The 20,874-nt window shown below is 67.2% G+C and carries 22 protein-coding genes; 13 read left to right on the top strand and 9 right to left on the bottom strand.

Translation table 11 applies throughout. The features are described 5' to 3' along the window. Window positions 1-35 precede the first annotated feature (35 nt). The 3 genes from OCH239_RS05720 to cobS all read right to left on the bottom strand — a co-directional run bounded on the left by OCH239_RS05720 (window position 36) and on the right by cobS (window position 2,362). Window positions 36-956 carry a sugar kinase gene (locus OCH239_RS05720; RefSeq protein ID WP_037259796.1) on the bottom strand — a complete coding sequence of 307 codons (921 nt, stop codon included), beginning with the start codon at window positions 954-956 and terminating at the stop codon, window positions 36-38. Window positions 957-1,052: 96 nt separating this feature from the next. After that, window positions 1,053-1,379, bottom strand: coding sequence for a hypothetical protein (locus OCH239_RS05725; protein WP_037259798.1), 327 nt, complete (start codon window positions 1,377-1,379; stop codon window positions 1,053-1,055). Next, window positions 1,376-2,362, bottom strand: coding sequence for a cobaltochelatase subunit CobS (gene cobS / locus OCH239_RS05730; protein ID WP_037259800.1), 987 nt, complete (start codon window positions 2,360-2,362; stop codon window positions 1,376-1,378). Before cobS ends, OCH239_RS05725 begins: the two co-directional genes overlap by 4 nt. A 197-nt stretch (window positions 2,363-2,559) precedes the next feature. Here cobS and OCH239_RS05735 point away from each other — a divergent pair, with 197 nt between their 5' ends. From OCH239_RS05735 to msrB, 4 genes are all read left to right on the top strand, one after another. Beyond that, window positions 2,560-3,105, top strand: coding sequence for a sigma-70 family RNA polymerase sigma factor (locus OCH239_RS05735; protein WP_037259802.1), 546 nt, complete (start codon window positions 2,560-2,562; stop codon window positions 3,103-3,105). Next, a complete protein-coding gene (locus tag OCH239_RS05740; RefSeq protein WP_037259804.1) occupies window positions 3,102-3,812 on the top strand; it encodes an anti-sigma factor in 711 nt (236 codons plus the stop codon). The genes OCH239_RS05735 and OCH239_RS05740 overlap by 4 nt, the downstream gene beginning before the upstream one ends. A gap of 122 nt (window positions 3,813-3,934) precedes the next feature. Further along, on the top strand, window positions 3,935-4,498 hold the full coding sequence (locus tag OCH239_RS05745) for a fasciclin domain-containing protein (RefSeq protein ID WP_037259806.1): 564 nt from the start codon (window positions 3,935-3,937) through the stop codon (window positions 4,496-4,498). Window positions 4,499-4,642: 144 nt separating this feature from the next. Further along, the gene (msrB, locus tag OCH239_RS05750) at window positions 4,643-5,134 is read left to right on the top strand and encodes a peptide-methionine (R)-S-oxide reductase MsrB (protein ID WP_037259808.1); all 492 of its coding nucleotides are present in this window, start codon (window positions 4,643-4,645) and stop codon (window positions 5,132-5,134) included. 251 nt (window positions 5,135-5,385) lie between these two features. Here msrB and OCH239_RS05755 read toward each other — a convergent pair whose 3' ends face one another. Further along, window positions 5,386-6,012 (bottom strand): DnaJ domain-containing protein, encoded by a 627-nt coding sequence (locus OCH239_RS05755; protein ID WP_037259810.1) that lies wholly within the window; start codon window positions 6,010-6,012, stop codon window positions 5,386-5,388. Between the two features lie 76 nt (window positions 6,013-6,088). Here OCH239_RS05755 and OCH239_RS05760 point away from each other — a divergent pair, with 76 nt between their 5' ends. Continuing rightward, window positions 6,089-6,346 carry a BolA family protein gene (locus OCH239_RS05760; protein ID WP_037259812.1) on the top strand — a complete coding sequence of 86 codons (258 nt, stop codon included), beginning with the start codon at window positions 6,089-6,091 and terminating at the stop codon, window positions 6,344-6,346. Window positions 6,347-6,369: 23 nt separating this feature from the next. Here the strand turns inward: OCH239_RS05760 and OCH239_RS23505 are convergent, their stop codons facing one another. Both OCH239_RS23505 and gatB read right to left on the bottom strand, forming a co-directional pair. After that, window positions 6,370-6,795, bottom strand: coding sequence for a DUF4177 domain-containing protein (locus tag OCH239_RS23505; protein WP_244430305.1), 426 nt, complete (start codon window positions 6,793-6,795; stop codon window positions 6,370-6,372). A gap of 285 nt (window positions 6,796-7,080) precedes the next feature. Then, window positions 7,081-8,595 carry an Asp-tRNA(Asn)/Glu-tRNA(Gln) amidotransferase subunit GatB gene (gatB, locus tag OCH239_RS05770; RefSeq protein ID WP_037259814.1) on the bottom strand — a complete coding sequence of 505 codons (1,515 nt, stop codon included), beginning with the start codon at window positions 8,593-8,595 and terminating at the stop codon, window positions 7,081-7,083. Window positions 8,596-8,917: 322 nt separating this feature from the next. Between gatB and OCH239_RS05775 the strand changes: the two genes are divergently transcribed. Then, a complete protein-coding gene (locus tag OCH239_RS05775; RefSeq protein ID WP_244430306.1) occupies window positions 8,918-9,781 on the top strand; it encodes a transglycosylase SLT domain-containing protein in 864 nt (287 codons plus the stop codon). A 78-nt stretch (window positions 9,782-9,859) separates the two neighbouring features. Here the strand turns inward: OCH239_RS05775 and OCH239_RS05780 are convergent, their stop codons facing one another. After that, window positions 9,860-10,726 carry a lysophospholipid acyltransferase family protein gene (locus tag OCH239_RS05780; RefSeq protein WP_037259815.1) on the bottom strand — a complete coding sequence of 289 codons (867 nt, stop codon included), beginning with the start codon at window positions 10,724-10,726 and terminating at the stop codon, window positions 9,860-9,862. 172 nt (window positions 10,727-10,898) lie between these two features. Beyond that, window positions 10,899-13,448: an aminopeptidase N gene (gene pepN / locus OCH239_RS05785; protein WP_037259969.1), complete on the bottom strand. Its 2,550-nt coding sequence runs from the start codon at window positions 13,446-13,448 to the stop codon at window positions 10,899-10,901. A gap of 161 nt (window positions 13,449-13,609) precedes the next feature. Here pepN and OCH239_RS05790 point away from each other — a divergent pair, with 161 nt between their 5' ends. The 5 genes from OCH239_RS05790 (at window position 13,610) to OCH239_RS05805 (ending at window position 17,814) form a co-directional block, all read left to right on the top strand. After that, entirely contained in the window at window positions 13,610-13,903 is a 294-nt protein-coding gene (locus tag OCH239_RS05790) for a hypothetical protein (RefSeq protein WP_037259817.1), read from the top strand. Window positions 13,904-13,916: 13 nt separating this feature from the next. Then, entirely contained in the window at window positions 13,917-14,063 is a 147-nt protein-coding gene (locus tag OCH239_RS22025) for a DUF2256 domain-containing protein (protein WP_084782212.1), read from the top strand. A gap of 226 nt (window positions 14,064-14,289) precedes the next feature. After that, entirely contained in the window at window positions 14,290-16,431 is a 2,142-nt protein-coding gene (locus OCH239_RS05795) for a malate synthase G (protein WP_037259819.1), read from the top strand. A gap of 100 nt (window positions 16,432-16,531) precedes the next feature. Further along, on the top strand, window positions 16,532-16,960 hold the full coding sequence (locus tag OCH239_RS05800) for a GlcG/HbpS family heme-binding protein (protein ID WP_037259821.1): 429 nt from the start codon (window positions 16,532-16,534) through the stop codon (window positions 16,958-16,960). A 77-nt stretch (window positions 16,961-17,037) separates the two neighbouring features. Further along, a complete protein-coding gene (locus tag OCH239_RS05805; RefSeq protein ID WP_037259823.1) occupies window positions 17,038-17,814 on the top strand; it encodes a gamma-glutamyl-gamma-aminobutyrate hydrolase family protein in 777 nt (258 codons plus the stop codon). A gap of 18 nt (window positions 17,815-17,832) precedes the next feature. On the opposite strand, the gene OCH239_RS05810 is transcribed toward OCH239_RS05805, so the two are convergent. Further along, window positions 17,833-18,585, bottom strand: a complete 753-nt coding sequence (locus tag OCH239_RS05810) for an SDR family NAD(P)-dependent oxidoreductase (RefSeq protein ID WP_037259824.1) — start codon at window positions 18,583-18,585, stop codon at window positions 17,833-17,835. A gap of 157 nt (window positions 18,586-18,742) precedes the next feature. Here OCH239_RS05810 and OCH239_RS05815 point away from each other — a divergent pair, with 157 nt between their 5' ends. Beyond that, on the top strand, window positions 18,743-19,180 hold the full coding sequence (locus tag OCH239_RS05815; protein ID WP_037259829.1) for a methyltransferase family protein: 438 nt from the start codon (window positions 18,743-18,745) through the stop codon (window positions 19,178-19,180). A 103-nt stretch (window positions 19,181-19,283) separates the two neighbouring features. Beyond that, window positions 19,284-20,858 (top strand): Re/Si-specific NAD(P)(+) transhydrogenase subunit alpha, encoded by a 1,575-nt coding sequence (locus OCH239_RS05820; protein ID WP_037259831.1) that lies wholly within the window; start codon window positions 19,284-19,286, stop codon window positions 20,856-20,858. The last annotated feature ends 16 nt before the right edge of the window (window positions 20,859-20,874 follow it).

Raw genomic sequence — 20,874 nt, forward strand, 5'->3', positions numbered from 1 at the left:
GTATTTCCGCCAAGAAGAAGGGGAAGGAACGCCGCTCAGGTCTTCGCCAGATCGTCGAAGATCCCCGGCACGAGCGCACCCGGAGACTGGATGACGCGGGCGGCGAGGCGCATCGCGGCGCGGCCCGCCTCCTCGAGGCTCGCGCCCTCGGCCCGGGCGGCGAGGAAGGCGGCGGCGAAGCTGTCGCCCGCCGCGGTCGTGTCCACCGGCTCCACCGGTTCGGGCTCGAGCACGACGCGTCCCTCGTCCTCGGCCCAGAGGGTCAGCGCGCCCGCGCCGTCCTTGACCGCGACGCACCGCGCGCCACGCTCGCGGTAGCGCGCCACGGTATCGTCGGGCACCGCGTCGCCGAAGAGCACCGAATCCTCGTCGAAGCTCGGCAGGACCACGTCCGCCGCCGCGGCGCCCGCGGTTAGCCCGCTCCGCATCGCCTCCGCGCTCTTCCAGAGCTTCGGGCGCAGGTTGGTGTCGAAGGAGACCGTCGACCCGTCCGCCCGGGCCCTGTCGAGCATGGCGCAGAGCCGCGCCCGCCCCTCGGGCGGCAGGATCGCCAGCGTGATGCCGGAGACGTGGATCACGTCGCGGCCCGTCACCATGGCCTCGAGCCGGGCAGGATCGTCGCCAAGCGTCCGCGCTGCGGAGTGCGACCGCCAGTAGGAGAAGCTGCGCTCGCCCTGATCCAGCGAGATCATGTAGAGCCCGACCGTGCGCTCCGCATGGGTCGCGAGGGCGTCCGTCTCGAGGCCTTCGGCCGCCATGAAATCCGCCATCTCGCCCGAGATCGCGTCCTCGCCGATCACGCTGCCATAGCCGACGCGCCAGTCGTCGCTCAGAAGCCGCCGCGCGTACCATGCGGTGTTGAACGTGTCGCCGGCAAAGCCGCGGCGGTAGAGGCCGCCGTCGCTCTGGGCCATCTCCACCATGCATTCGCCGATGGCGAGGAAGGATCGGGTCATGTCGCCTCCGGGGCAGGGCCGGGCCGCCGCCCGCAATCTGGTCTACCGGGGCGCATGAACAGGGGCCGGGCGGGGGATGTCAACCGCGCGCAATCCTCACTCGCAGCGCGCCATCGCCCGTTCGAAGACCTCGCGGCTCTGCCGGTCGCGGCTGTAGATATAGGCGTCGAGCATCGACGCCCGCTCGCGCGCCTCCCGCGCGATGTAGGCGTCGACTGCCGCGGCATCGCCGGTCTCGGCCGCCGCAAGGTCGCGCCATTTCGCGGCCTGCGCCGCGGCATCGCCGGTGTCGAGATAGGCCGACACCTCGGCATAGGCCGCATAGCCGGACCAGAGCGCGGCGCATCGGGCGGCCTCGCTCTCCTCGACCGAGGCGGAGGCCGGCCCGGCGGCAAGGAGCGCGAGCGCCCCGGCGCGGATCACCGAAGTGCGACGCGCGCGGCGCTTTCGGGAAGCTCCTCGTCGAAGCAGCGCTGGTAGAACTCGGCGACCGTCTGCCGCTCGAGCTCGTCGCACTTGTTGAGGAACGACACTCGGAAGGCGTAGCCGAGGTCGCGGAAGATCTCGGCGTTCTGGGCCCAGGCGATCACGGTCCGCGGGCTCATCACCGTCGAGAGATCGCCGTTCATGAAGGCCGTGCGCGACAGGTCCGCGACGGTCACCATCTGGCGGATCTGCTTGCGGCCCTTCTCGGTGTTGTAATGCGGGCATTTCGACAGGACGATCGCGGTCTCGGCGTCGATCGAGAGGTAGTTCAGCGTCGCAACGAGGCTCCAGCGGTCCATCTGGCCCTGGTTGATCTGCTGCGTGCCGTGATAGAGCCCCGTCGTGTCGCCGAGGCCGACCGTGTTCGCCGTCGCGAAGATGCGGAAGTACTTGTGCGGACGGATGACCTCGTTCTGGTCGAGCAGCGTCAGCTTGCCGTCGACCTCGAGCACCCGCTGGATCACGAACATCACGTCGGCGCGGCCGGCATCGTATTCGTCGAAGACGATCGCGGTCGGCGTGCGCAGGGCCCAAGGCAGGATGCCTTCCTGGAACTCGGTGACCTGCATGCCGTCCTTGAGCTTGATCGCGTCCTTGCCGATCAGGTCGATCCGGCTGATGTGGCTGTCGAGGTTCACCCGCACGGTGGGCCAGTTGAGCCGCGCCGCCACCTGCTCGATATGCGTCGACTTGCCGGTGCCGTGATAGCCCTGGATCATCACGCGCCGGTTGTGGTTGAAGCCGGCGAGGATCGCGAGCGTCGTGTCGGGATCGAACTTGTAGGTGCTGTCGAGGTCCGGAACCCGCTCCGTGCGGTCGGCGAAGCCGTGCACGACCATGTCGGTATCGATGCCGAAGACATCGCGAACCGAGATTTCTTCCGTGGGTTTGGCGTTGATGTCGATCGAGCCGTCGGCCATGGGGTCTCCGTCCTGTCCGTCACGTCGCGGCCCGCCGGGGCGGGCGGGCGAGTTGCACGTCGGGATGCAACATATCTCAGAGACGCACAAGGGGAAGGATCGACACCCGGCGCCGGCGGGGCTACGTCTCGGCGGCGGGAAAGGGGAACCGGGGCCGCGCCGCAGCGGCCATTCCCCGAGGGACGAAGACCGATCAGATGACGCCACAGCAAGAGGTCGAGGAACTGCTGGCCCGGATCGCCATGGGCGACCGGCGCGCGTTCTCCGATCTCTACGATCGCACCTCCGCGAAACTTTTCGGCATCTGCCTCCGTGTTCTTAGGGACCAGGCCGAATCCGAGGAGGCGCTGCAGGAGGCCTATGTCCGGATCTGGCACAAGGCCGATGCCTACCGGGTGAACGGATACTCGCCGATGACGTGGCTGATCACGCTCACCCGCAACATCGCGATCGACCGGCGTCGGCAGAGACGGGGCACGCCGTCCGAGGCGATCGACCTCGCCGAGACGCTGCCCGACGACGGCCCGGGACCCGAGGCGATGGCCGCCGAACGCTCCGAAGCCGGGCGCCTTCACCTCTGCCTCCGGGAGCTGCCGGAGGATCGCGCCGCGATGGTCCGCCGGGCCTATCTCGACGGCGACACCTATGCCGAGCTTGCCGCCGCCACGGGGGTCAAGCTCAACACCGTCCGCACCTGGCTCCGCCGGGCCCTGATCCAGTTGAGGGAGTGTCTCGAGCGATGAGCGACGTTGGCTCGAGCGACGATCTGCCGAACGGGAGCGATGCCGCCCTCGCCGCGGAATACGTGCTCGGCCTCATGTCGGAGGCCGAGATCGAGGCCTTCGAGGCGCGGCTTCTGAAGGACGAGCGCCTGCTCCTCCAGGTCGTCACCTGGACCGAACACCTCTCCCGCATCGCCGACACCGTCCCGGAGGCGGCGCCGCCCCCGAGCGCCAAGCGCCGGATCGAGGCCGCCGCCTTCGGCGGCACCGCCGCCCGCACCGGCCGGACCATCTGGCGCTTCCTCGTCCCCCTCGGCTTCGGCGGCGCCGCGGTCGCGGGGCTCGCCTGGGCGCTCCTGACCTTCGACCTCCTCGGCCCCGGCACCTCCGAGCCCGAGCTCGTCGCCGACATCGCGGTCGAGGACCGGGCGCTCGCCCTCCATGCCGGCTGGTTCGCCGACAGCGCCGAGCTGCTCGTGATCCGCGAGGCCGGCGAGGTGCCGCAGGGCTCCGACCTCGAGCTCTGGGTCATCCGGGGCGAGGACGCGCCGGTCTCCCTCGGCCTCGTGCCGCGGCAGGAGGACCGGATCCGCTACACCCTGCCGCCGGGGCTCTCCGGCCTTCTTCCGGGCGCGACGCTCGCCGTCAGCCTCGAGCCGCAGGGAGGATCGCCGTCCGGTGCGCCAACGGGTCCCGTGCTCGGCACCGCCCCCATCACGGAATATTGAGGGCAGGGCACGGGGCCTCCCGAAACCCGGCCTGCACGCCGTCCGTGGCTCCATGTCGACGCTGCCGATATGCGGCGGCGCCCGTTGCCCCTCGCACGGGGCCCAAGTGGAGGACACGACCCATGACGATCAAGACCCTGACCGCGACCATCGCCGCTGCCGCCCTGAGCGCCGGCGCCGCCTTCGCCCAGGACAATCCGACCGTCGGCGGTGCGCCGATGATGGCCGACATGACGATTGTCGAGAACGCCGCGAACTCCCCGATCCACACCACGCTCGTTGCCGCCGTGCAGCAGGCCGGGCTGGTCGACACGCTGAACGGCGAGGGCCCCTTCACCGTCTTCGCCCCCACCGACGAGGCGTTCGGGATGATCAGCGACCAGAGCCTCACGACCCTCATGATGGACGAGAACCGCGAGCAGCTCGCCCAGATCCTCACCTGCCACGTGGTCGCCACCAACGCGATGTCCGACGCCATCGCCGGCATGATCGCCGATGATGGCGGCACGCACCCGGTGCCGACCGTCGGCGGCTGCACCCTTCAGGCCGAGATGGACGGCGACATGATCACCCTGACCGACGAGAATGGCCGCTCCGCCACCGTGACCACCGCGGATGTGCGCCAGTCGAACGGCGTCATCCACGTGATCGACCGCGTCCTCCTGCCCGCAGGTCAGGCCGGCTGATCCTCTTGTGATCATGCTTGTCTTTGAGCTCGGGCCGCGACTGCCTATCCTCTAGGCGAACCGGCCCGGCACCGCCCCGCTTCCCCTCGGCGGGGCGGCACGCGCCGCGGGCCCCGATGTATGACATCTTCACGGAGACACGACATGATGCGACGCGATTTCCTGTCCCGCACCGCCGCCGTCCTCGGCCTCGGCGCGGCCGCGACCGCCGCGACCCGCACGGGCGCCGCGGAGGGTGACGGACCCTACGAAGTGACCCGGACCGAGGAGGAATGGCGCGAGATGCTCAGCGACGCCGAGTACCGGGTCATGCGCGAGGAAGGCACCGAGCGCGCCTTCTCCTCCGAGCTCCACGATCTCAAGGCGGAGGGCACCTATCTCTGCCGCGGCTGCGATCAGGCGCTCTACTCCTCCCAGCACAAATACGACAGCGGCACCGGCTGGCCGAGCTTCTGGCAACCGGTCGCGGACAGCGCCATCGGCACCAAGCCCGACCGCTCGCTCTTCATGACCCGCACCGAGGTCCATTGCTCGCGCTGCGGCTCGCATCTCGGCCACATCTTCGACGACGGCCCGGACCCGACCGGAAAGCGCCATTGCCTCAACGGCGTGTCGCTGGTCTTCCAGGAGGCCTGACGCCTCGCGATCATTGCGGAAAAGGTAACGGGCGGGGTCGCATTGGCACCCGCCCGTCGCCGGTCAAGGGACTGCCTTTGGCCTTGCGGGCGCGCGGGTCAGGACAGGGGAAACCGGACCGCGCGCTGCCCGAAAGGGAGCGACCGTTTGCGGGCAGGGAATAACCCGGGACAGACGCCTGGGAAAAAGCGTATGCAACTTCAGGGTTAGTGTCTACCCACTAATTTCGCCTAAGGCCGAACGCTTCGGGCTCACTTGAAGTTGCGGCTGTCCTTGATCTGGTCCCACGCCCACATGACCTCCTGCAGCTGCTCCTCCTGGCTGCGGTCGCCGCCGTTCATGTCCGGGTGCAGCACCTTGATGAGCGCCTTGTAGGCCTTGCGGACATCGGCCTTGGACCATTCTTCCTTCGCCTCGAGAATTTCGATCGCGCGCTTCTCCGTCGGCGGCAGGCGCTTGCCGCCGCCGCTGCCGTTCCGCCCGGGGTTGCGCGTGGCGTTTGCGCCCAGCACCTGATGCGGATCCTCGATGCCGAGCCGCGCCCAGGCGCGTTGCTCGGGGTCGCGCCAGTCCTTGGTCTGGCGGTCCCATACCTTGTCGGTGGTGTTCTGGGCGTTCATCTCGGCCTCGGTCTTGCCGTGGAAGAAATCCCATTTGAGATTGTATTCCCGCACGTGGTCCTTGCAGAACCACCAGAAATCGTCGAGCACGTCAGGAGCCTTGGGCGCACGGAACTTGCCGGGCTTGTCGCACCCCTCGTGATCGCACACGCGTGTCGAGGTCTCGCTCTCGCCCGACATCCCACGGCGGCCACGCGGGTTCCGCTTCTTGGCCGAGGACACGGACATGTCGAAACCGAACGGGTCGGACTTGCTCATCGGGGCACCTCTTTTCGACTCGGACGCCGGAGTTTAGACAAAACGGCGAGGGATTGTAGGGGGCAGAACGGGAAAAATGACACGTACAGCGGAAATCGAGACACGCCTGCGAGAGGCCTTTGAGCCGACCGACCTTCAGGTCATCGACGACAGCGAGAGCCACCGTGGCCACGCCGGCTTCCAGGAAGGCGGCGAGAGCCATTTCCATGTGGTGATGCGCGCGCCCGCCTTCGAGGGGCAGAGCCGGATCGCGCGGCACCGCGCCGTTCACAAGGCGATCGGGCCCGACCTCATGGGCGCGATCCACGCGCTCTCGCTCGACCTCGGCACCTGAGGGCGCACGGGCACGGGGCGGCGTCAGCCGGCCCTGCGGCCGATCATCCGGCCCGGGGCGCGCAGCACGCCCGTCCGCTCCGCCGCGGGGCCCGGCCGGCGCAGCGCGTCGCTCGCGGCGCCATCGGCCGGTCCGGGAGCGGGCGCCGCTTTCGGCTTGGCGACCATCGGTTCGTCGGCGGTAGTCGGAGCGCTCAGCAGCCGTGGCCCGTCGCCGGCGCTCTCGCGCCGGAAGACCAGCAGCGTGCGCCAGACGGTCGTCGACGAGGTGAGGCCCTGACGCTCCTCCGAGGGCAGGGTGTCGGCGCGCAGGTACTCCCAGCCGCCTTCCGCCATCTCGTTCATCAGCCTCTCGAGCGCATGCGCAAAGCGGGCTTCCGGCCCCTTCACGCCCTTCGCCTTCTCGCCCTTCGCGGGCGCCGGCAGAACCTTGTATTCGTATGTTGGCATGTCCCTCGCACTTTCCGGCTTCACGGGGCGGGACACTATCACGTGCCGAGAGGAGTGCCAGCCATGCGGACAGCTCTGCGTTGAACGTGAGGCAGGCGGTATCACCGGGATGGACGTATCGCGCCCACGGCGTCGAAGCCGCGGCGTGACCGGTGCGGGGCGGAATCACCCGTCCGAAGTGTCCTCGGTTTTGCCGTCGCCGGCGGTGCCGGCGCCGCCATCCTTTGTCGCGCGAAATCCGTACGAAACGCGCCGAATTTCTTACGTTTGTTACGAAACCGGGGCTCAGAGCCCCAGTTTCGCGCTCACGATCTCGTTCACCGCCTTCGGGTTCGCCTTGCCGCCGGTGGCCTTCATGACCTGTCCGACGAACCATCCCGCGAGCTTGGGATTGGCCTTGGCCTTCTCCACCTGTGCGGGGTTCGCCGCGATGACCTCGTCCACCGCGGCTTCGATCGCGCCGGTGTCGGTGACCTGACGGAGGCCCTTTTCCTCAACGATCTCAGCGGGATCGCCGCCCTCGGTATAGACGATCTCGAAGACGTCCTTGGCGATCTTGCCCGAGATGTCGCCCGCGGCGATGAGCTTCACGATGCCCGCCAGCTGCGCCGGCGACACCGGGCTCTCGGTGATGTCGCGGTCGTCCTTCTTCAGCCGCCCGAAAAGCTCGTTGATGACCCAGTTCGCGGCCATCTTCCCGTCTCCGGCCGCACCGGCAACCTCTTCGAAATAGACCGAGTTGGCGACCTCCGCGGTCAGCACGTTCGCATCGTATTCCGACAGGCCGAACTCCTTGACGAAGCGCACTTTTTTCGCGTCGGGCAGCTCGGGCAGGGTGGCCTTGATCCCGTCGATCCAGTCCTGCTCGATCTCGAGCGGCAGAAGGTCGGGATCGGGGAAGTAGCGGTAATCGTGCGCCTCTTCCTTGGAGCGCATCGACCGCGTCTCGCCCTTGTCGGGATCGAAGAGCCGGGTCTCCTGCACCACCTCGCCGCCGCCCTCGACGATCTGGATCTGGCGCCGCGCCTCGTAGTCGATCGCGGCCTGGATGAACCGCATCGAGTTCATGTTCTTGATCTCGCAGCGCGTGCCGAGATGCGAGAAATCCTGCGTTTCCATGTACTTCTCGTAGGCGCCGGGACGACACACCGACACGTTCACGTCCGCCCGGAGGCTGCCGTTCTGCATGTTGCCGTCACAGGTGCCGAGATAGCGCAGGATCTGGCGCAGCTTCGCCACATAGGCCGCCGCCTCTTCGGGTCCGCGGATGTCGGGGCGGCTCACGATCTCCATCAGCGCCACGCCCGTGCGGTTGAGATCGACGAAGGACATCGCGGGGTCCATGTCGTGGATCGACTTGCCGGCGTCCTGCTCGACATGGATGCGCTCGATCCGCACGTTCCGCGCAATGCCCGGCTCGAGATCGACGAGGATCTCACCCTCACCCACAAGCGGATGATAGAGCTGGGAAATCTGGTAGCCCTGCGGCAGGTCCGGATAGAAGTAGTTCTTCCGGTCGAAGGCCGAGCGGAGGTTGATCTTGGCATTGAGGCCAAGCCCCGTGCGCACCGCCTGTTCGATGCAGAACTCGTTGATGACCGGCAGCATCCCCGGCATCGCCGCATCGATGAAGGACACGTTGGAATTGGGCTCGGCGCCGAATTGCGTGGAGGCCCCCGAAAAGAGCTTGGAGCGGCTCGAGACCTGGGCATGGACCTCCATCCCGATCACGAGTTCCCAATCGTGCTTTGCCCCGGCGATCACCTTGGGCTTCGGGGCCTCGTAAGCAAGATCCAGCATCGCGCATCCCTTTCGGCTACAACGCTGCCCCCTTTAGAAGAGGGCGCGCGGCGCGGCAAGGGCGGGCCCTTCGGAGATCCCTCGCCGGTCTGACTCGGCGTGGGGGCGACATCGCCGAGGCGCGCAAGACGCCGTGGGGGCAGGAAGGGGAGCCGCCGCCTCCCGGTCCCAGGGGTGTCCAGAACTGACGTTTATTATCGAAGGCTTATCGGGCATTCTTTCGCATCTCCGCGGGTCCGGGGACCTCCGTTTCCGGCGGGAAACCGCCCAGCGGAGCCCCTCGGTCTTGCCTGACCGGGCGGAATGTCGGACATCCGGGCGCATGATGACCAAGAGGCTCGTTCCGCCGATGGACATATGCAGACAGATCGCAGTACGGACGCGGTCCACCTTCGGAGCGATCGTCGTGATCGCGCTCTGTGCGGCGCCGGTCGCGTCCACGGCTCAAGCTCCGGCTGAATACGGACCGAAATTGCGCCCCGGTCAGTTGACGCTGCCCCGCCAGGCGCAGTCCGAACAGGCGGTTCCGGTCTCGCTTCGCCCCAAGATGCGCGATGACAGGCTTCCGACCGCGCGTTGGGGTGGCTCGGCGCGCGGCACGATGTGGACGCGCGCGATGGTCAATTCGCTGCGGGGCCCGGCGGCGCCGCTCACGGACATCGTACCGCGCGACATCGACGAGTGGTGCCCGGGCTATGTTCAGAACGACCGCCGCATGCGCGAGGCGTTCTGGGTCGGGCTCGTTTCGGCACTGGCCAAGCACGAAAGCACGTACCGCCCCACCGTCGTCGGCGGCGGCGGGCGCTGGCACGGTCTGCTGCAGATCCTGCCCTCCACCGCACGGCTCTACGGCTGTCAGGCGCAATCGGGCGATGCCTTGAAATCGGGTGCGGCCAACCTGTCCTGCGGCCTGCGCATCATGGCGCGGACCGTGTCCCGCGATGGCGTCGTCTCGCGCGGCATGCGCGGTGTCGCGGCTGATTGGGGACCGTTCCATTCCTCGGCCAAGCGCGAGGACATGATGAACTATACCCGCACCAAGGCGTTCTGCCAGCCTGCACCGTCCACACGGCCGCAGCTGCGGCCGGAACGTCCGCAGGAGCCGGTCGTCGCCTCGGCGCCGCACCCGGCCCGGACCGCGGCGACATTCGGAGTGATCAGCAGCACCGGACACCTCCCGCGCTGATCTCGCGGGCCCGGGCGTCGCAGAGCATCGTGAAGCTGTAGGCAAAGCAGCCGCCGAACACGTTCGGCGGCTGCTTTGTCAGGTGGCTTTCAGCCAAGAGGGGCGGCGGGAATTGTCGATCAGCGACACCGCAGGCGCCCGGCGTCCGCCCAGCGAAAGGGTGGCGCGGCGAAGAAGGTCGATCCCCTCCTCGGAGGTCTTCGGCAATGCAGCGGCCGAAATCGGCTCGCCCACCGTCACGCGGTACGGCTGGCGCGCCTTGTTCAGCGTCTCGTGGAAGAGCGTGATGTCGCGCAGCGTCGGATGGATCAGGTCGAAGAGGTAGAACAGCACCGAGTTCCGCGCCCGGATGTTGATCGGGATGATCGGCAGATCGAATTTCCGTGCGATCATCGCCGCGGAGGGCATCCAGTCCCGCTCGTGAAGGCTGAGGCCCTTGCGCTTGGCAAGGCGGCCCGCCGGAAAGATCACGCCGAGCCTGCCTTCTTTCACCGCGGTGCGGGTATAGGCCATCGTCTCGCGCGTCTTGCCGTGGCTGCGTTTCTCGTGCCGCCATTCGACCGGCGCGATCATGTCCTCCATCTGGGGCAGCACGCGCAGGATGTCGTGGTTGGCGAAGTAGTAGGCATCCGGCCGGATCGGCGAGAGCAGGTGATGCAGGATGATCCCGTCTGCGATGCCCGTCGGGTGATTTGCCACAACCAGAGCAGGCCCGTTGCGCGGGATGTTCGACATGCCGCGGATCTCGACGTCGCGGGCCAGCAACTCACCCATCGTCGACATGATCTCCGAGGATGGCGAGGAGCGGAACGACGTGGCGAGCTCGATCGTGCGCTCGTATCCGAGCATCATGTTGAGAAGCTGCCGCGCACGGACGGTGCCGAGGCGGTTCGAAAACAGCCACGGCGCGCGTTCAGCGATGAGCGGGTCGATACGATCCTTCATGTCCGGCACTCAGTCACGGTTTCGTAAAACTCCCATGACACGCACTCCTCCCTGAGGACGGAGTTTCACGTCGCGAGACCCAATTTCGGTCATCTCAGGATGCACCATAGCTTGTCCAAACGCATCTGCCAGGGGTGAGGTTCCGCCATCGGCGGAGGTTACGCAAGGTCCGTCATCCGAGCATGCGCCCGACCATCTCGGCCATGTCGCCGCTCAGACCCGGCTTTTCGTATAGCCTTTCAAGGGTTGCACGGGCCTTGGCGCGCCGTTCGTCGTCGTAACGGGTCCAGGTCTGGAACGCGGAGGCCATGCGCGCGGCGGTCTGCGGATTCTTCTCGTCGAGCCGCGAGAGCCACTCCCCGAGAATCTCGTACCCGGCGCCGTCGGCCCGGTGGAAGCCCGCGTGATTGCCCGCGAGAGAGCCCATCACCGCCCGGAAGCGGTTCGGATTGGTCCAGTCGAAGGCAGGATGCTCGGTCAGTGCGCGGGTGCGGTCCGGGGCGACCTGCGGCGGGGCCAGCATGATCTGGATGCCGAACCACTTGTCCATGACGAGTCGGTCGCCGGACCAGCGCGTCTCGAAAGCAGCGAGCGCATCTTCCGCCGCGTCGGCCCGGACGAGCGCGCCGAGCGCCGACAGGCTCAGCGTCATGTTGTCCGCGTTCTCGAACTGCGCCTTTGCCGCCGCGCCCCCGTCGAGCCGCGTCTGAAGGCCGAGCACGGCTGAGCCGAGCGCGCGTTTGCCGGATTGCTCGGCGTCGGGCGCGTAGGGGGCGCTCACCCTGGCCTCCTCGGCGAGGGCCGGCAGGACATCGCGCCAGCGCTCCGCCATCGCGCGAAGAAGGCTCTCGACCGCCTCGAAGATCGCGTCGGGATCGGGCGTGACGCCCTTTTCGTGCAGCACCTGAGCCAGTTCGTTCTGCGACGGCAGGGACATCATCAGCGCGCGGAACGCCGGATCCAGCGCAGGATCGGTGACGAGACGCTTCAGGCCGTCGAGATAGGCGGCATCGGGCTCGGTCCTTTCGAGGATCGACGCTATGAGCGACGCGCGGGCGAGCGACCGCCCCGCCTCCCAACGGCTGTAGGGGTCGGTGTCGTGGGCGAGGAGGAACGCCTTGTCCTCGCCGCTCGCCTCGTGGTCGAGCACGACCGGCGCCGAGAAGCCGCGCAGCAGCGACGGGACCGGCTTCGACGGCATGTTGGGGAAGGTGAAGCTCTGCTCTCCCTCGGTCATCTCGAGCAGCGTCGTCGGCACCACCTCGTCGCCGTTGGGATTGAGCAGGCCCACGGCGATCGGCAGCACCTGCGGCGCCTTCTCGGCCTGGCCCGGCGTCGGCGGCGTGGTCTGGCGGAAGGTCAGGGTGTAGTCGGAGCCCTCGTAGCGTTCCTCGACCGAAAGCCGCGGCGTGCCCGATTGCGAATACCAGCGCTTGAACTGCGCGAGATCGCGGCCGGTCGCGTCCTCGAAGACCTTCAGCCAGTCCTCGATCGTGCAGGCCTCGCCGTCGTGGCGCTCGAAATAGAGATCGAGCGCCTTGGAATAGGCGTCATCGCCCACGAGCCGCTTGAGCATGCCGATGACCTCAGCGCCCTTCTCGTAGACCGTGGCGGTGTAGAAGTTGTTGATCTCCTGGAAGCTCTCGGGCCGCACAGGATGCGAAAGAGGCCCCTGATCCTCCGGGAACTGGCGGGCGCGGAGCGCGATCACGTCCGATATGCGCTTGACCGGGGCCGAGCGCATGTCCGCGGTGAACTGGCTGTCGCGGAAGACCGTCAGCCCTTCCTTGAGGCAGAGCTGAAACCAGTCGCGGCAGGTGATCCGGTTGCCGGTCCAGTTGTGGAAATACTCGTGCGCGATGATCGCCTCGATGCGCTCGAAATTGGCGTCCGTCGAGGTGTCCGGCGAGGCGAGCACGGCCGAGGAGTTGAAGATGTTCAGCCCCTTGTTCTCCATCGCGCCCATGTTGAAGTCGTCCACCGCGACGATGTTGAAGACGTCGAGGTCATATTCGCGGCCATAGACCTCCTCGTCCCAGCGCATCGACTTCTTCAGCGCCTCGATGCCCCATTCGGTCTTGTGAAGATCGCCGGGCCGGACCCAGAGGTTCAGGTCGACGCGGGCACCCGACCGCGTGGTGAAGACGTCGGACCGTGCCTCGAGCTCTCCGGCGACGAGCGCGAAGAGGTAGGCCGGCTTCGGCCAGGGATCGCTCCATTCCGCATGGCCCTCGCCGCGCGGGCCAGGGTTGCCGTTCGAGAGCAGCACCGGCAGGTCCGATTCGATCCGCACGTCGAAGGTGGCCATCACGTCGGGGCGGTCGGGATAGTAGGTGATCTTGCGGAAACCCTCGGCCTCGCACTGGGTGCAATACATGCCGTTCGACATGTAGAGCCCCTCGAGCGCCGTATTCCGCGCCGGCGCGATCTCGACCTCCGCTTCGAAGGTGAAGGGCGTGTCCGGCACCTCGCAAGTCAGGCCCTTGTCCGTGACCTCGGGCGAGACCTCGGCGCCGTCGATCCTGGCGGAGATCAGGTTCAACTCCTCGCCATGCAGGAAGAAGGTCCTGTCCGTCGCCGCGGGGTTCGGCGCGAAGCGGATCCGGCTGATCACGCGCGTTGCGTCCGGCGACAGGCGGAAGGTCAAATCCACGTGTTCGACCGTGTAGCCGAACGGCGTGTAGTCCTTGAGGTAAACGGTCTGCGGGCTCGCGTCTTTCACGGGGCGGAACTCCTTGAGCGGACTGATCGGCGAGGACATGCCGGACCTGTTGCCGGGTCCGGGCTCTGGCCTACCGTGTTACGCAACCGCGCCCCGAGCCGCAACGCGATCTCCGCGATCCCCTCCGGGCGCTTATCGATTGCAAGAAGGTAGATCCGACCATGTCCGCACCCGACACCAATACCGACAAGGAAGAGAAACGCCACCGTCCCGCATTGCTCGGCATCCGCGCCTCGATGGTCTACGCCGCGATCCTGCTGGTGGCGCTCGTGATGTGGATGTCGTTCAGCAGCGGCGAGGATACCGGCGAGCCGGGCGGCGACGATACGGTCGAAACCGTGCCCGAAGGCCAGGAGACCGAAGAGGCGCTCGAGGGTTTCGAGGAGGAGACCTACGAACCCGGCGGCAATTCGACGGGCACCGTCGAGACCGAAGGCGAAGAGAGCAGCCAGTAACCGCATGGGCCGGATGCGCCGGAAGAGCGATCTTCCCTCGCAGGTCTGTCCGGTCTGCGGGCGGCCCTTCTTCTGGCGCAAGAAGTGGTCGAGGGATTGGGAGCAGGTCATCTACTGCTCCGAACGCTGCAAACGCGAGAAGCCGCGGCCCGGAGCCTGATCTCGGGCCGCGACCCGTGCAGATGGGCCCGTCAGTTTGACGATCCTGGCTTTGACCGGTGCCGCCATCCCAAGTTCACTGACATCAAGAACGGCCGAGCCCGTCTCGCGGGCCTTCTTCGAAAGCGGGACCTCCTGATCCCAAAGGGCTTGTTTCCGATCGGAAACCCGTGTTGTCTGCGCTCCGACCGATATCTTGCGCATGACCATCGAGGGAGGGAGCTTCCATGTCCGACCGCATCACCCGCAACGAGCTGCAGATCGACCGGGTTCTCTTCGACTTCGTCGAGGGCGAGGCGCTCCCGGGCACAGGCGTCGAGTCCGATGCCTTCTGGGCGGCATTGTCGAAACTCGCGCATGAGTTCGGACCCCGCAACGCCGAGCTCCTGCAGATCCGCGAGCGGATGCAGACGCAGATCGACGAATGGCACCTCAGCCACCGCAACCAGCCCCATGATCACGAGGCCTACAAGGCGTTCCTCGAGGAGATCGGGTACCTTCTGCCCGAGGGTGACGATTTCGAGATCGAGACCTCAAACATCGACCCCGAGATCGCGACCGTGCCGGGGCCCCAGCTCGTCGTGCCGATTACCAATGCGCGTTATGCCCTCAATGCCGCCAACGCGCGCTGGGGCTCGCTCTACGACGCCTTCTACGGCACCGACGCGATGGGCTCGACGCCGCCGCCCGGCGGATACGACAAGGGCCGCGGCGCGCGCGTCATCGCCCGGGCGCGGGTGTTCCTCGACGAGGCGTTTCCCATCGACCGGGGCAGTCACGCCGATGCACGGCGCTATCACGTGAGCAAGGGCGCTCTTCTGGTCGACGACATGCCGCTGGCATCGCCCGAGAAATTCGTCGGCTACCGCGGCCATCCCCGTGCCCCCGAGGCGATCCTGCTGCGCAACAACGGCCTTCATGTGGAGCTCGTCTTCGACCGCACCCACCAGATCGGATCCCGCGACCAGTGCGGCCTTGCCGACATCCGGATCGAGAGCGCCGTCTCGGCGATCATGGATTGCGAGGATTCCGTCGCCTGCGTCGACGCCGAGGACAAGGCGCTCGCCTACCGCAACTGGCTCGGCCTGATGAAGGGCGATCTGTCGGAAACCTTCGAGAAGGGCGGCAGCGAGGTCACCCGGACCTTGTCCGCGGACCCGACCTTCACCGCGCCGGACGGAAAGGGCGAGGTCAGCGTGAAGGGCAGGGCGCTGATGCTGGTGCGCAATGTCGGCCACCTGATGACCAACCCCGCGATCCATCTCAAGGACGGCTCCGAGATCTACGAGGGGCTGATGGACGCGATGATCACGACGCTCATCGCCAAGCACGACCTCGGCCGCGGGGGCGGCAATTCTGTCGCAGGATCGGTCTACGTCGTGAAGCCCAAGATGCACGGGCCGGACGAGGTCGCCTTCGCGGACGAGATCTTCTCCTTCGTCGAGGAGGCCCTCGGCCTGCCGCGCTACACCGTGAAACTGGGGATCATGGACGAGGAGCGGCGCACCTCGGTGAACCTCAAGGAATGTATCCGGGCGGCGAAGCACCGCTGCGCCTTCATCAATACCGGGTTCCTCGACCGCACCGGCGACGAGATCCACACCTCGATGGAAGCGGGTCCGTTCAGCCGCAAGAGCTTCATCAAGGACAAGGCGTGGATCACCGCCTACGAGAACCGCAACGTGGATATCGGGCTCGAATGCGGGCTCTCGGGCCGGGCGCAGATCGGCAAGGGGATGTGGGCCATGCCCGATCTGATGGCGGCGATGCTCGAGGCCAAGATCGCGCATCCGAAATCGGGCGCGAACTGCGCGTGGGTGCCCTCTCCTACGGCGGCGACGCTGCACGCGCTGCATTATCACAAGGTCGACGTGCTGGCGGTGCAGGGCAATCTGAGGAAGGGCGGGCGGCGCGCGCATGTGGACGCGCTGCTCGACATCCCGCTCGCGGCCTTCCGGAAGTGGAGCAACGCGCAGATCGTCCGCGAGGTCGAGAACAACGCCCAAGGGATCCTCGGCTACGTGGTGCGCTGGGTCGATCACGGCGTCGGTTGCTCGAAGGTGCCGGACATCAACGACGTGGGCCTCATGGAGGACCGCGCGACCTGCCGGATTTCTGCGCAGCATATCGCCAACTGGCTGCATCACGACGTCGTCGGCCGCGAGCAGGTGATGGAGATCATGCGCCGCATGGCCGAGATCGTCGACCGCCAGAACGAGGGCGATCCGAGCTACAGGCCGATGGCGCCGGACTTCGACGGCATCGCCTTCCAGGCCGCCTGCGATCTGGTCTTCCAGGGCCGCGAGCAGCCTTCGGGCTACACCGAGCCGGTCCTGCACCGCCGCCGGCTGCAGCTGAAGGCGGCGTGAGGGCACGGCGGGCCTCGGGAACCGTCTTTGGCCGCGGGACCGGGGCTCTGCCCCGGACCCCGGAGTATTTTCGCCAAGAAGAAGCAAGGGGAGGGCCGGCATGGCTACGATTTCACTGAGGCGGGCGCGCACGATGATCCGCAAGGCGCTCGAACACGGGCGGGCGGAAGAGCTCAAACCGCTCTGCGCGGTCGTCCTCGATGCCGGCGGCAACCTGATCGCGGCCGAGCGCGAGGACGGCGCGAGCCCGGGGCGTTTCGACATCGCGCGGGCCAAGGCCTACGGCGCGGTGATGCTCGACATGCCCGGCTCCGCACAGATGGCGCGCGCCGAGGCACAGGCTTACTTCATCGCCTGCGCGAATGGCGCTCTTGGAGGGGGGCTGGTGCCGGTGCCGGGCGGCGTTCTTGTCAAGGATAACAAGGGCATCACCATCGGCGCCCTCGGCATCTCGGGCGATGCCTCGGACAACGACGCAGCTGCCGCGAAAGCGGGCATCGAGGCCTCGGGTCTCGCCGCCGAGGTCTGATCCGCTTTAATCGTGGCGGGCGGGCCGCTATATCCTCGGGTCGAAACTGCACCAACGCGCGTCGAAAGCGAGGAGACATGGCCCGCCCGGTCATCGGCATCGTCACCAATTCCCACCTGATCAACGATCAGTACCCGGCCCATGCGTCGGGGAGCATGCTGCAGGAGGCCGTGGCCGAGGTGTCGGACTGCCTGCCGCTGCTGATCCCGGCGGATCCCGCGATGGCCCCGCTGGACGAGCTTCTCGAGGTCTGCTCCGGTTTCCTGCTGCCGGGCGGGCGTCCGAACGTGCATCCCGAGGAATATGGCGAGGAGCCGACCGAAGCACATGGCGCCTTCGACCGGGGGCGCGACGCGGTCGTGCTGCCGCTCGTGCGCGCCTGTATCGAGCGCGGCCAGCCGGTGCTGGGCGTCTGCCGGGGCTTTCAGGAAGTGAACGTCGCGATGGGCGGCACGCTCCACCCCGAGATCCGCGAATTGCCGGGACGGATGAACCACCGCATGCCGCCCGACGGGACCATCGAGGAGAAGTTCGCGCTCCGCCATTGCGTGACCTTCACCGAAGGCGGGCCGTTCCACCGGATGATGGGGGCGCGTGAGGTGATGACCAACACGTTACACGGGCAGGGGATCAAGACAGAAGGCGCGCGGATCGTGGTCGACGGACGCGCCGAGGACGGCACGCCCGAGGCGATCTATGTCGACGGCGCGCCCGGCTTCACCTACGCGGTGCAGTGGCATCCGGAGTACCGCGCGGCCGAGGATCCCGTCTCGCGCCCGCTCTTCGCGGCCTTCGGGGATGCGGCGCGGGCCTGGGCGAATGGGCTTGCGATGCCGGGGCGGAAGACGGCCTAGACGGGCCGCGCGGAGCCATCACATCTCGCCGCCGGAGATCTGGATCGCCTGACCGTCGATCGAGCCGGAATTCGGACCGCAGAGCCAGAGCGCGGCATCCGCGACCTCCTCGGGGAGGATCAGGCGGCCATGAGGGTTCACGCCCTCCATCGTGGCCCGGGCGTCCGCTTCGGACATGCCCGTGCGCTCCATGATCCGGGCAACGTTCTGCGGCACGATTTCGGTGTCGACGTAGGACGGGCAGAGCGCGTTGAAGGTATAGGGCTTGCCGAGATAATCGGCCGAAAGCCCCCGGATGAGGCCGACCAGCCCGTGCTTCGAGGCGGTGTAGACCGGCGCGCCCTTGAGGCCCCGCAGACCCGCGATTGAGGACACTGCGATGACCCGGCCCCAGTCTGTCTGCCGCATGGAGCCGAGGCATTCGCGGATCGTCAGGAAGGCCCCGTCGAGATTGATCCCCATCATCTTGCGCCAGAGACCCATATCCGTCTTGTGGATCGCCGAGGGCTCCGCGATGCCCGCGTTCGGGACGCAGATCTGCACCGGCCCGCGCGCCTCGACCGCCGAGGCGATGCCCTCGACGACGGACGCTTCCTCGGAGACGTCCATGCGGAGCGGGTGGATGCGCGGGCTGCGCGCAGCTTCCAGCACCTCCATCCGGCGGCCGGTGATGGTGACCTCCGCACCTTCGGCGGCGAGTGCCCGCGCGATGGCGAGGCCGATCCCGGTGCCGCCTCCGGTGATGAGCGCGTGGCGTCCCTCGTGTTGCATGGCGTGCCTCTCGTCTGCCTGATGCCGTGACCCTAGCGGGCCGCAGGTGGGGCACAACCCGGGAGCGGTGAGCAACGCCACGTCGCGCCGTCGCTTGCGGCGTTGCGGCATCCTCAGCAGAGTGGCCTGCGACGAGACGGCCCCGGGAGAGGCACGCATGAAGTGGATCGACACGCCGCCGGTCTGGCTCGCCGGATTTGCCGGCGCCGCATGGATGTTGCGCGGCCTAGGGCCGGAGCTTGGAGCTGTCGGAGACGTACTGGGCGGCATCCTGATCGCGCTCGCGCTTCTCCTTGTCGGCCTGGCCGCGAGGGAGTTCCGCCGGCACCGAACCACGATCATTCCGCACGAGATCCCCAAGGCGCTCATCACCACGGGCATCTACGCGCGCAGCCGCAACCCGATCTATCTGGCCGACGCGATGATCCTCGCCGGTCTGGCGCTAATCTGGAGCGCGTCATTGGCGCTTATCCTCGTCCCGGCCTTCATGGCGATGATCCAAGCGCGCTTCGTCCTGCCGGAGGAGAGACGTCTCGAAAACAATTTTCCTGCGGAATACGCGGCATACGCGCAACAAACGAAGCGATGGCTTTAAGTCTCGCGGCCGCTATGCTCTAAGGCCGCGAGCGGTTAACGGTGGGCGGGGCGCAGGGCGCCCCTCGGCCTGCGACACGAACTGACGGAGAGGAACAGCACTCGTGAAGATAGGGACGCCAAAGGAAATTCTCGACGGCGAGAACCGGGTCGCGATGACCCCGGACTCGGCCAAGATGCTGCAGAAGCTCGGGCACGAGTGCATGATCGAGGCCGGAGCCGGAACGAAGGCCGGCTTTCTCGACGACGCCTACCGCGAGGCGGGGGTCGAGGTCGTCGACGGACCGGACGCGCTCTGGCAGGGCGCCGACATCATCGCCAAGGTGCGCCCGCCCACGGAAGACGAAGTGGGCCGCCTCGATTCGAGCAAGACGCTGATCTCGCACTTCTATCCGGGCTCGAACGAGGAGCTGATGAAGCTCGCCTCGTCCAAGGGCGCGACCGTCATCGCGATGGACATGATCCCACGGATCTCCCGCGCACAGAAGATGGACGCGCTGTCGTCGATGGCGAACATCGCGGGCTATCGCGCGGTGATCGAGGCGGGCAATAATTTCGGACGCTTCTTCACCGGTCAGGTGACGGCTGCGGGCAAGGTTCCCCCGGCGAAGGTTCTGGTCGTCGGTGCGGGCGTCGCGGGGCTCGCGGCGATCGGCACGTCGACCTCTCTCGGCGCGATCACCTTTGCCTTCGACGTGCGGCCCGAAGTGGCCGAGCAGGTCGAGTCGATGGGCGCGGAGTTTGTCTATCTCGATTTCGAGGAAGAGCAGGAGGACGGCTCTGAATCGGGCGGCTACGCCAAGCCGTCTTCGCCCGAGTTCCAGGAGGCACAGCTGGCGAAGTTCCGCGAGCTTGCGCCCGACATGGACATCGTCATCACCACGGCGCTGATCCCCAACCGCGAGGCGCCCGAGCTCTGGACCGAGGACATGGTCAAGGCCATGAAACCCGGCTCGGTGATCGTGGACCTCGCCGCCGAGCGCGGCGGCAACTGCAAGATGACCGTCAAGGACGAGCGCATCGTCACCGAGAACGGCGTGGTGATCATCGGCTACACCGATTTCCCCTCCCGAATGGCGACGCAGGCCTCGACGCTGTACTCCACGAACATCCGCCACCTTATGACCGACCTCACGCCCGAGAAGGACGGGGCGGTCAATCACGACATGGAGGATGACGTCATCCGCGGCGCGACCATCGCGCATGGCGGCGAGGTGACCTTCCCGCCGCCGCCGCCCAAGACCAAGGCGATCGCGGCGCAGAAGCCGAAGCCCAAGGAAAAGGAGAAGACGCCGGAGGAGAAGCGCGCCGACGAGATGGCCGCCTTCAAGCAGCAGACGAAGAACCAGGTCACGCTGCTCGGCACCGGTGCGGTGCTGATGCTGCTCGTGGGTCTCGTCGCTCCGCCGAGCTTCCTGCAGCACTTCATCGTCTTCGTTCTCGCCTGCTTCGTCGGCTTCCAGGTCATCTGGAACGTGGCGCACAGCCTGCACACGCCGCTCATGGCGGTGACGAACGCGATCTCGTCGATCATCATCCTGGGCGCGCTGATGCAGATCGGCTCGGGTTCGTTCCTGGTGATCCTCCTCGCCGCGCTCTCGGTCTTCATGGCCGGGATCAACATATTCGGCGGCTTCCTCGTGACACGGCGCATGCTCGCCATGTTCCAGAAATCCTGATCCGGCGGAGGAACAC

Source organism: Roseivivax halodurans JCM 10272, assembly GCF_000521785.1.
Classification (GTDB): domain Bacteria; phylum Pseudomonadota; class Alphaproteobacteria; order Rhodobacterales; family Rhodobacteraceae; genus Roseivivax; species Roseivivax halodurans.

What these genes read in the sequence shown, in the direction of transcription:
- OCH239_RS05810 (WP_037259824.1), bottom strand. Translation starts at nt 18,585, where the DNA reads ATGCAACACGAGGGACGCCACGCGCTCATCACCGGAGGCGGCACCGGG.
- OCH239_RS05805 (WP_037259823.1), top strand. Translation starts at nt 17,038, where the DNA reads ATGGCCCGCCCGGTCATCGGCATCGTCACCAATTCCCACCTGATCAAC.
- OCH239_RS05740 (WP_037259804.1), top strand. Translation starts at nt 3,102, where the DNA reads ATGAGCGACGTTGGCTCGAGCGACGATCTGCCGAACGGGAGCGATGCC.
- OCH239_RS05760 (WP_037259812.1), top strand. Translation starts at nt 6,089, where the DNA reads ATGACACGTACAGCGGAAATCGAGACACGCCTGCGAGAGGCCTTTGAG.
- OCH239_RS05800 (WP_037259821.1), top strand. Translation starts at nt 16,532, where the DNA reads ATGGCTACGATTTCACTGAGGCGGGCGCGCACGATGATCCGCAAGGCG.
- msrB (WP_037259808.1), top strand. Translation starts at nt 4,643, where the DNA reads ATGATGCGACGCGATTTCCTGTCCCGCACCGCCGCCGTCCTCGGCCTC.
- OCH239_RS05790 (WP_037259817.1), top strand. Translation starts at nt 13,610, where the DNA reads ATGTCCGCACCCGACACCAATACCGACAAGGAAGAGAAACGCCACCGT.
- OCH239_RS05780 (WP_037259815.1), bottom strand. Translation starts at nt 10,726, where the DNA reads ATGAAGGATCGTATCGACCCGCTCATCGCTGAACGCGCGCCGTGGCTG.
- OCH239_RS05795 (WP_037259819.1), top strand. Translation starts at nt 14,290, where the DNA reads ATGTCCGACCGCATCACCCGCAACGAGCTGCAGATCGACCGGGTTCTC.
- cobS (WP_037259800.1), bottom strand. Translation starts at nt 2,362, where the DNA reads ATGGCCGACGGCTCGATCGACATCAACGCCAAACCCACGGAAGAAATC.
- gatB (WP_037259814.1), bottom strand. Translation starts at nt 8,595, where the DNA reads ATGCTGGATCTTGCTTACGAGGCCCCGAAGCCCAAGGTGATCGCCGGG.
- OCH239_RS22025 (WP_084782212.1), top strand. Translation starts at nt 13,917, where the DNA reads ATGCGCCGGAAGAGCGATCTTCCCTCGCAGGTCTGTCCGGTCTGCGGG.
- OCH239_RS05815 (WP_037259829.1), top strand. Translation starts at nt 18,743, where the DNA reads ATGAAGTGGATCGACACGCCGCCGGTCTGGCTCGCCGGATTTGCCGGC.
- OCH239_RS05775 (WP_244430306.1), top strand. Translation starts at nt 8,918, where the DNA reads ATGATGACCAAGAGGCTCGTTCCGCCGATGGACATATGCAGACAGATC.
- OCH239_RS05755 (WP_037259810.1), bottom strand. Translation starts at nt 6,012, where the DNA reads ATGAGCAAGTCCGACCCGTTCGGTTTCGACATGTCCGTGTCCTCGGCC.
- OCH239_RS05745 (WP_037259806.1), top strand. Translation starts at nt 3,935, where the DNA reads ATGACGATCAAGACCCTGACCGCGACCATCGCCGCTGCCGCCCTGAGC.
- OCH239_RS23505 (WP_244430305.1), bottom strand. Translation starts at nt 6,795, where the DNA reads ATGCCAACATACGAATACAAGGTTCTGCCGGCGCCCGCGAAGGGCGAG.
- OCH239_RS05735 (WP_037259802.1), top strand. Translation starts at nt 2,560, where the DNA reads ATGACGCCACAGCAAGAGGTCGAGGAACTGCTGGCCCGGATCGCCATG.
- OCH239_RS05720 (WP_037259796.1), bottom strand. Translation starts at nt 956, where the DNA reads ATGACCCGATCCTTCCTCGCCATCGGCGAATGCATGGTGGAGATGGCC.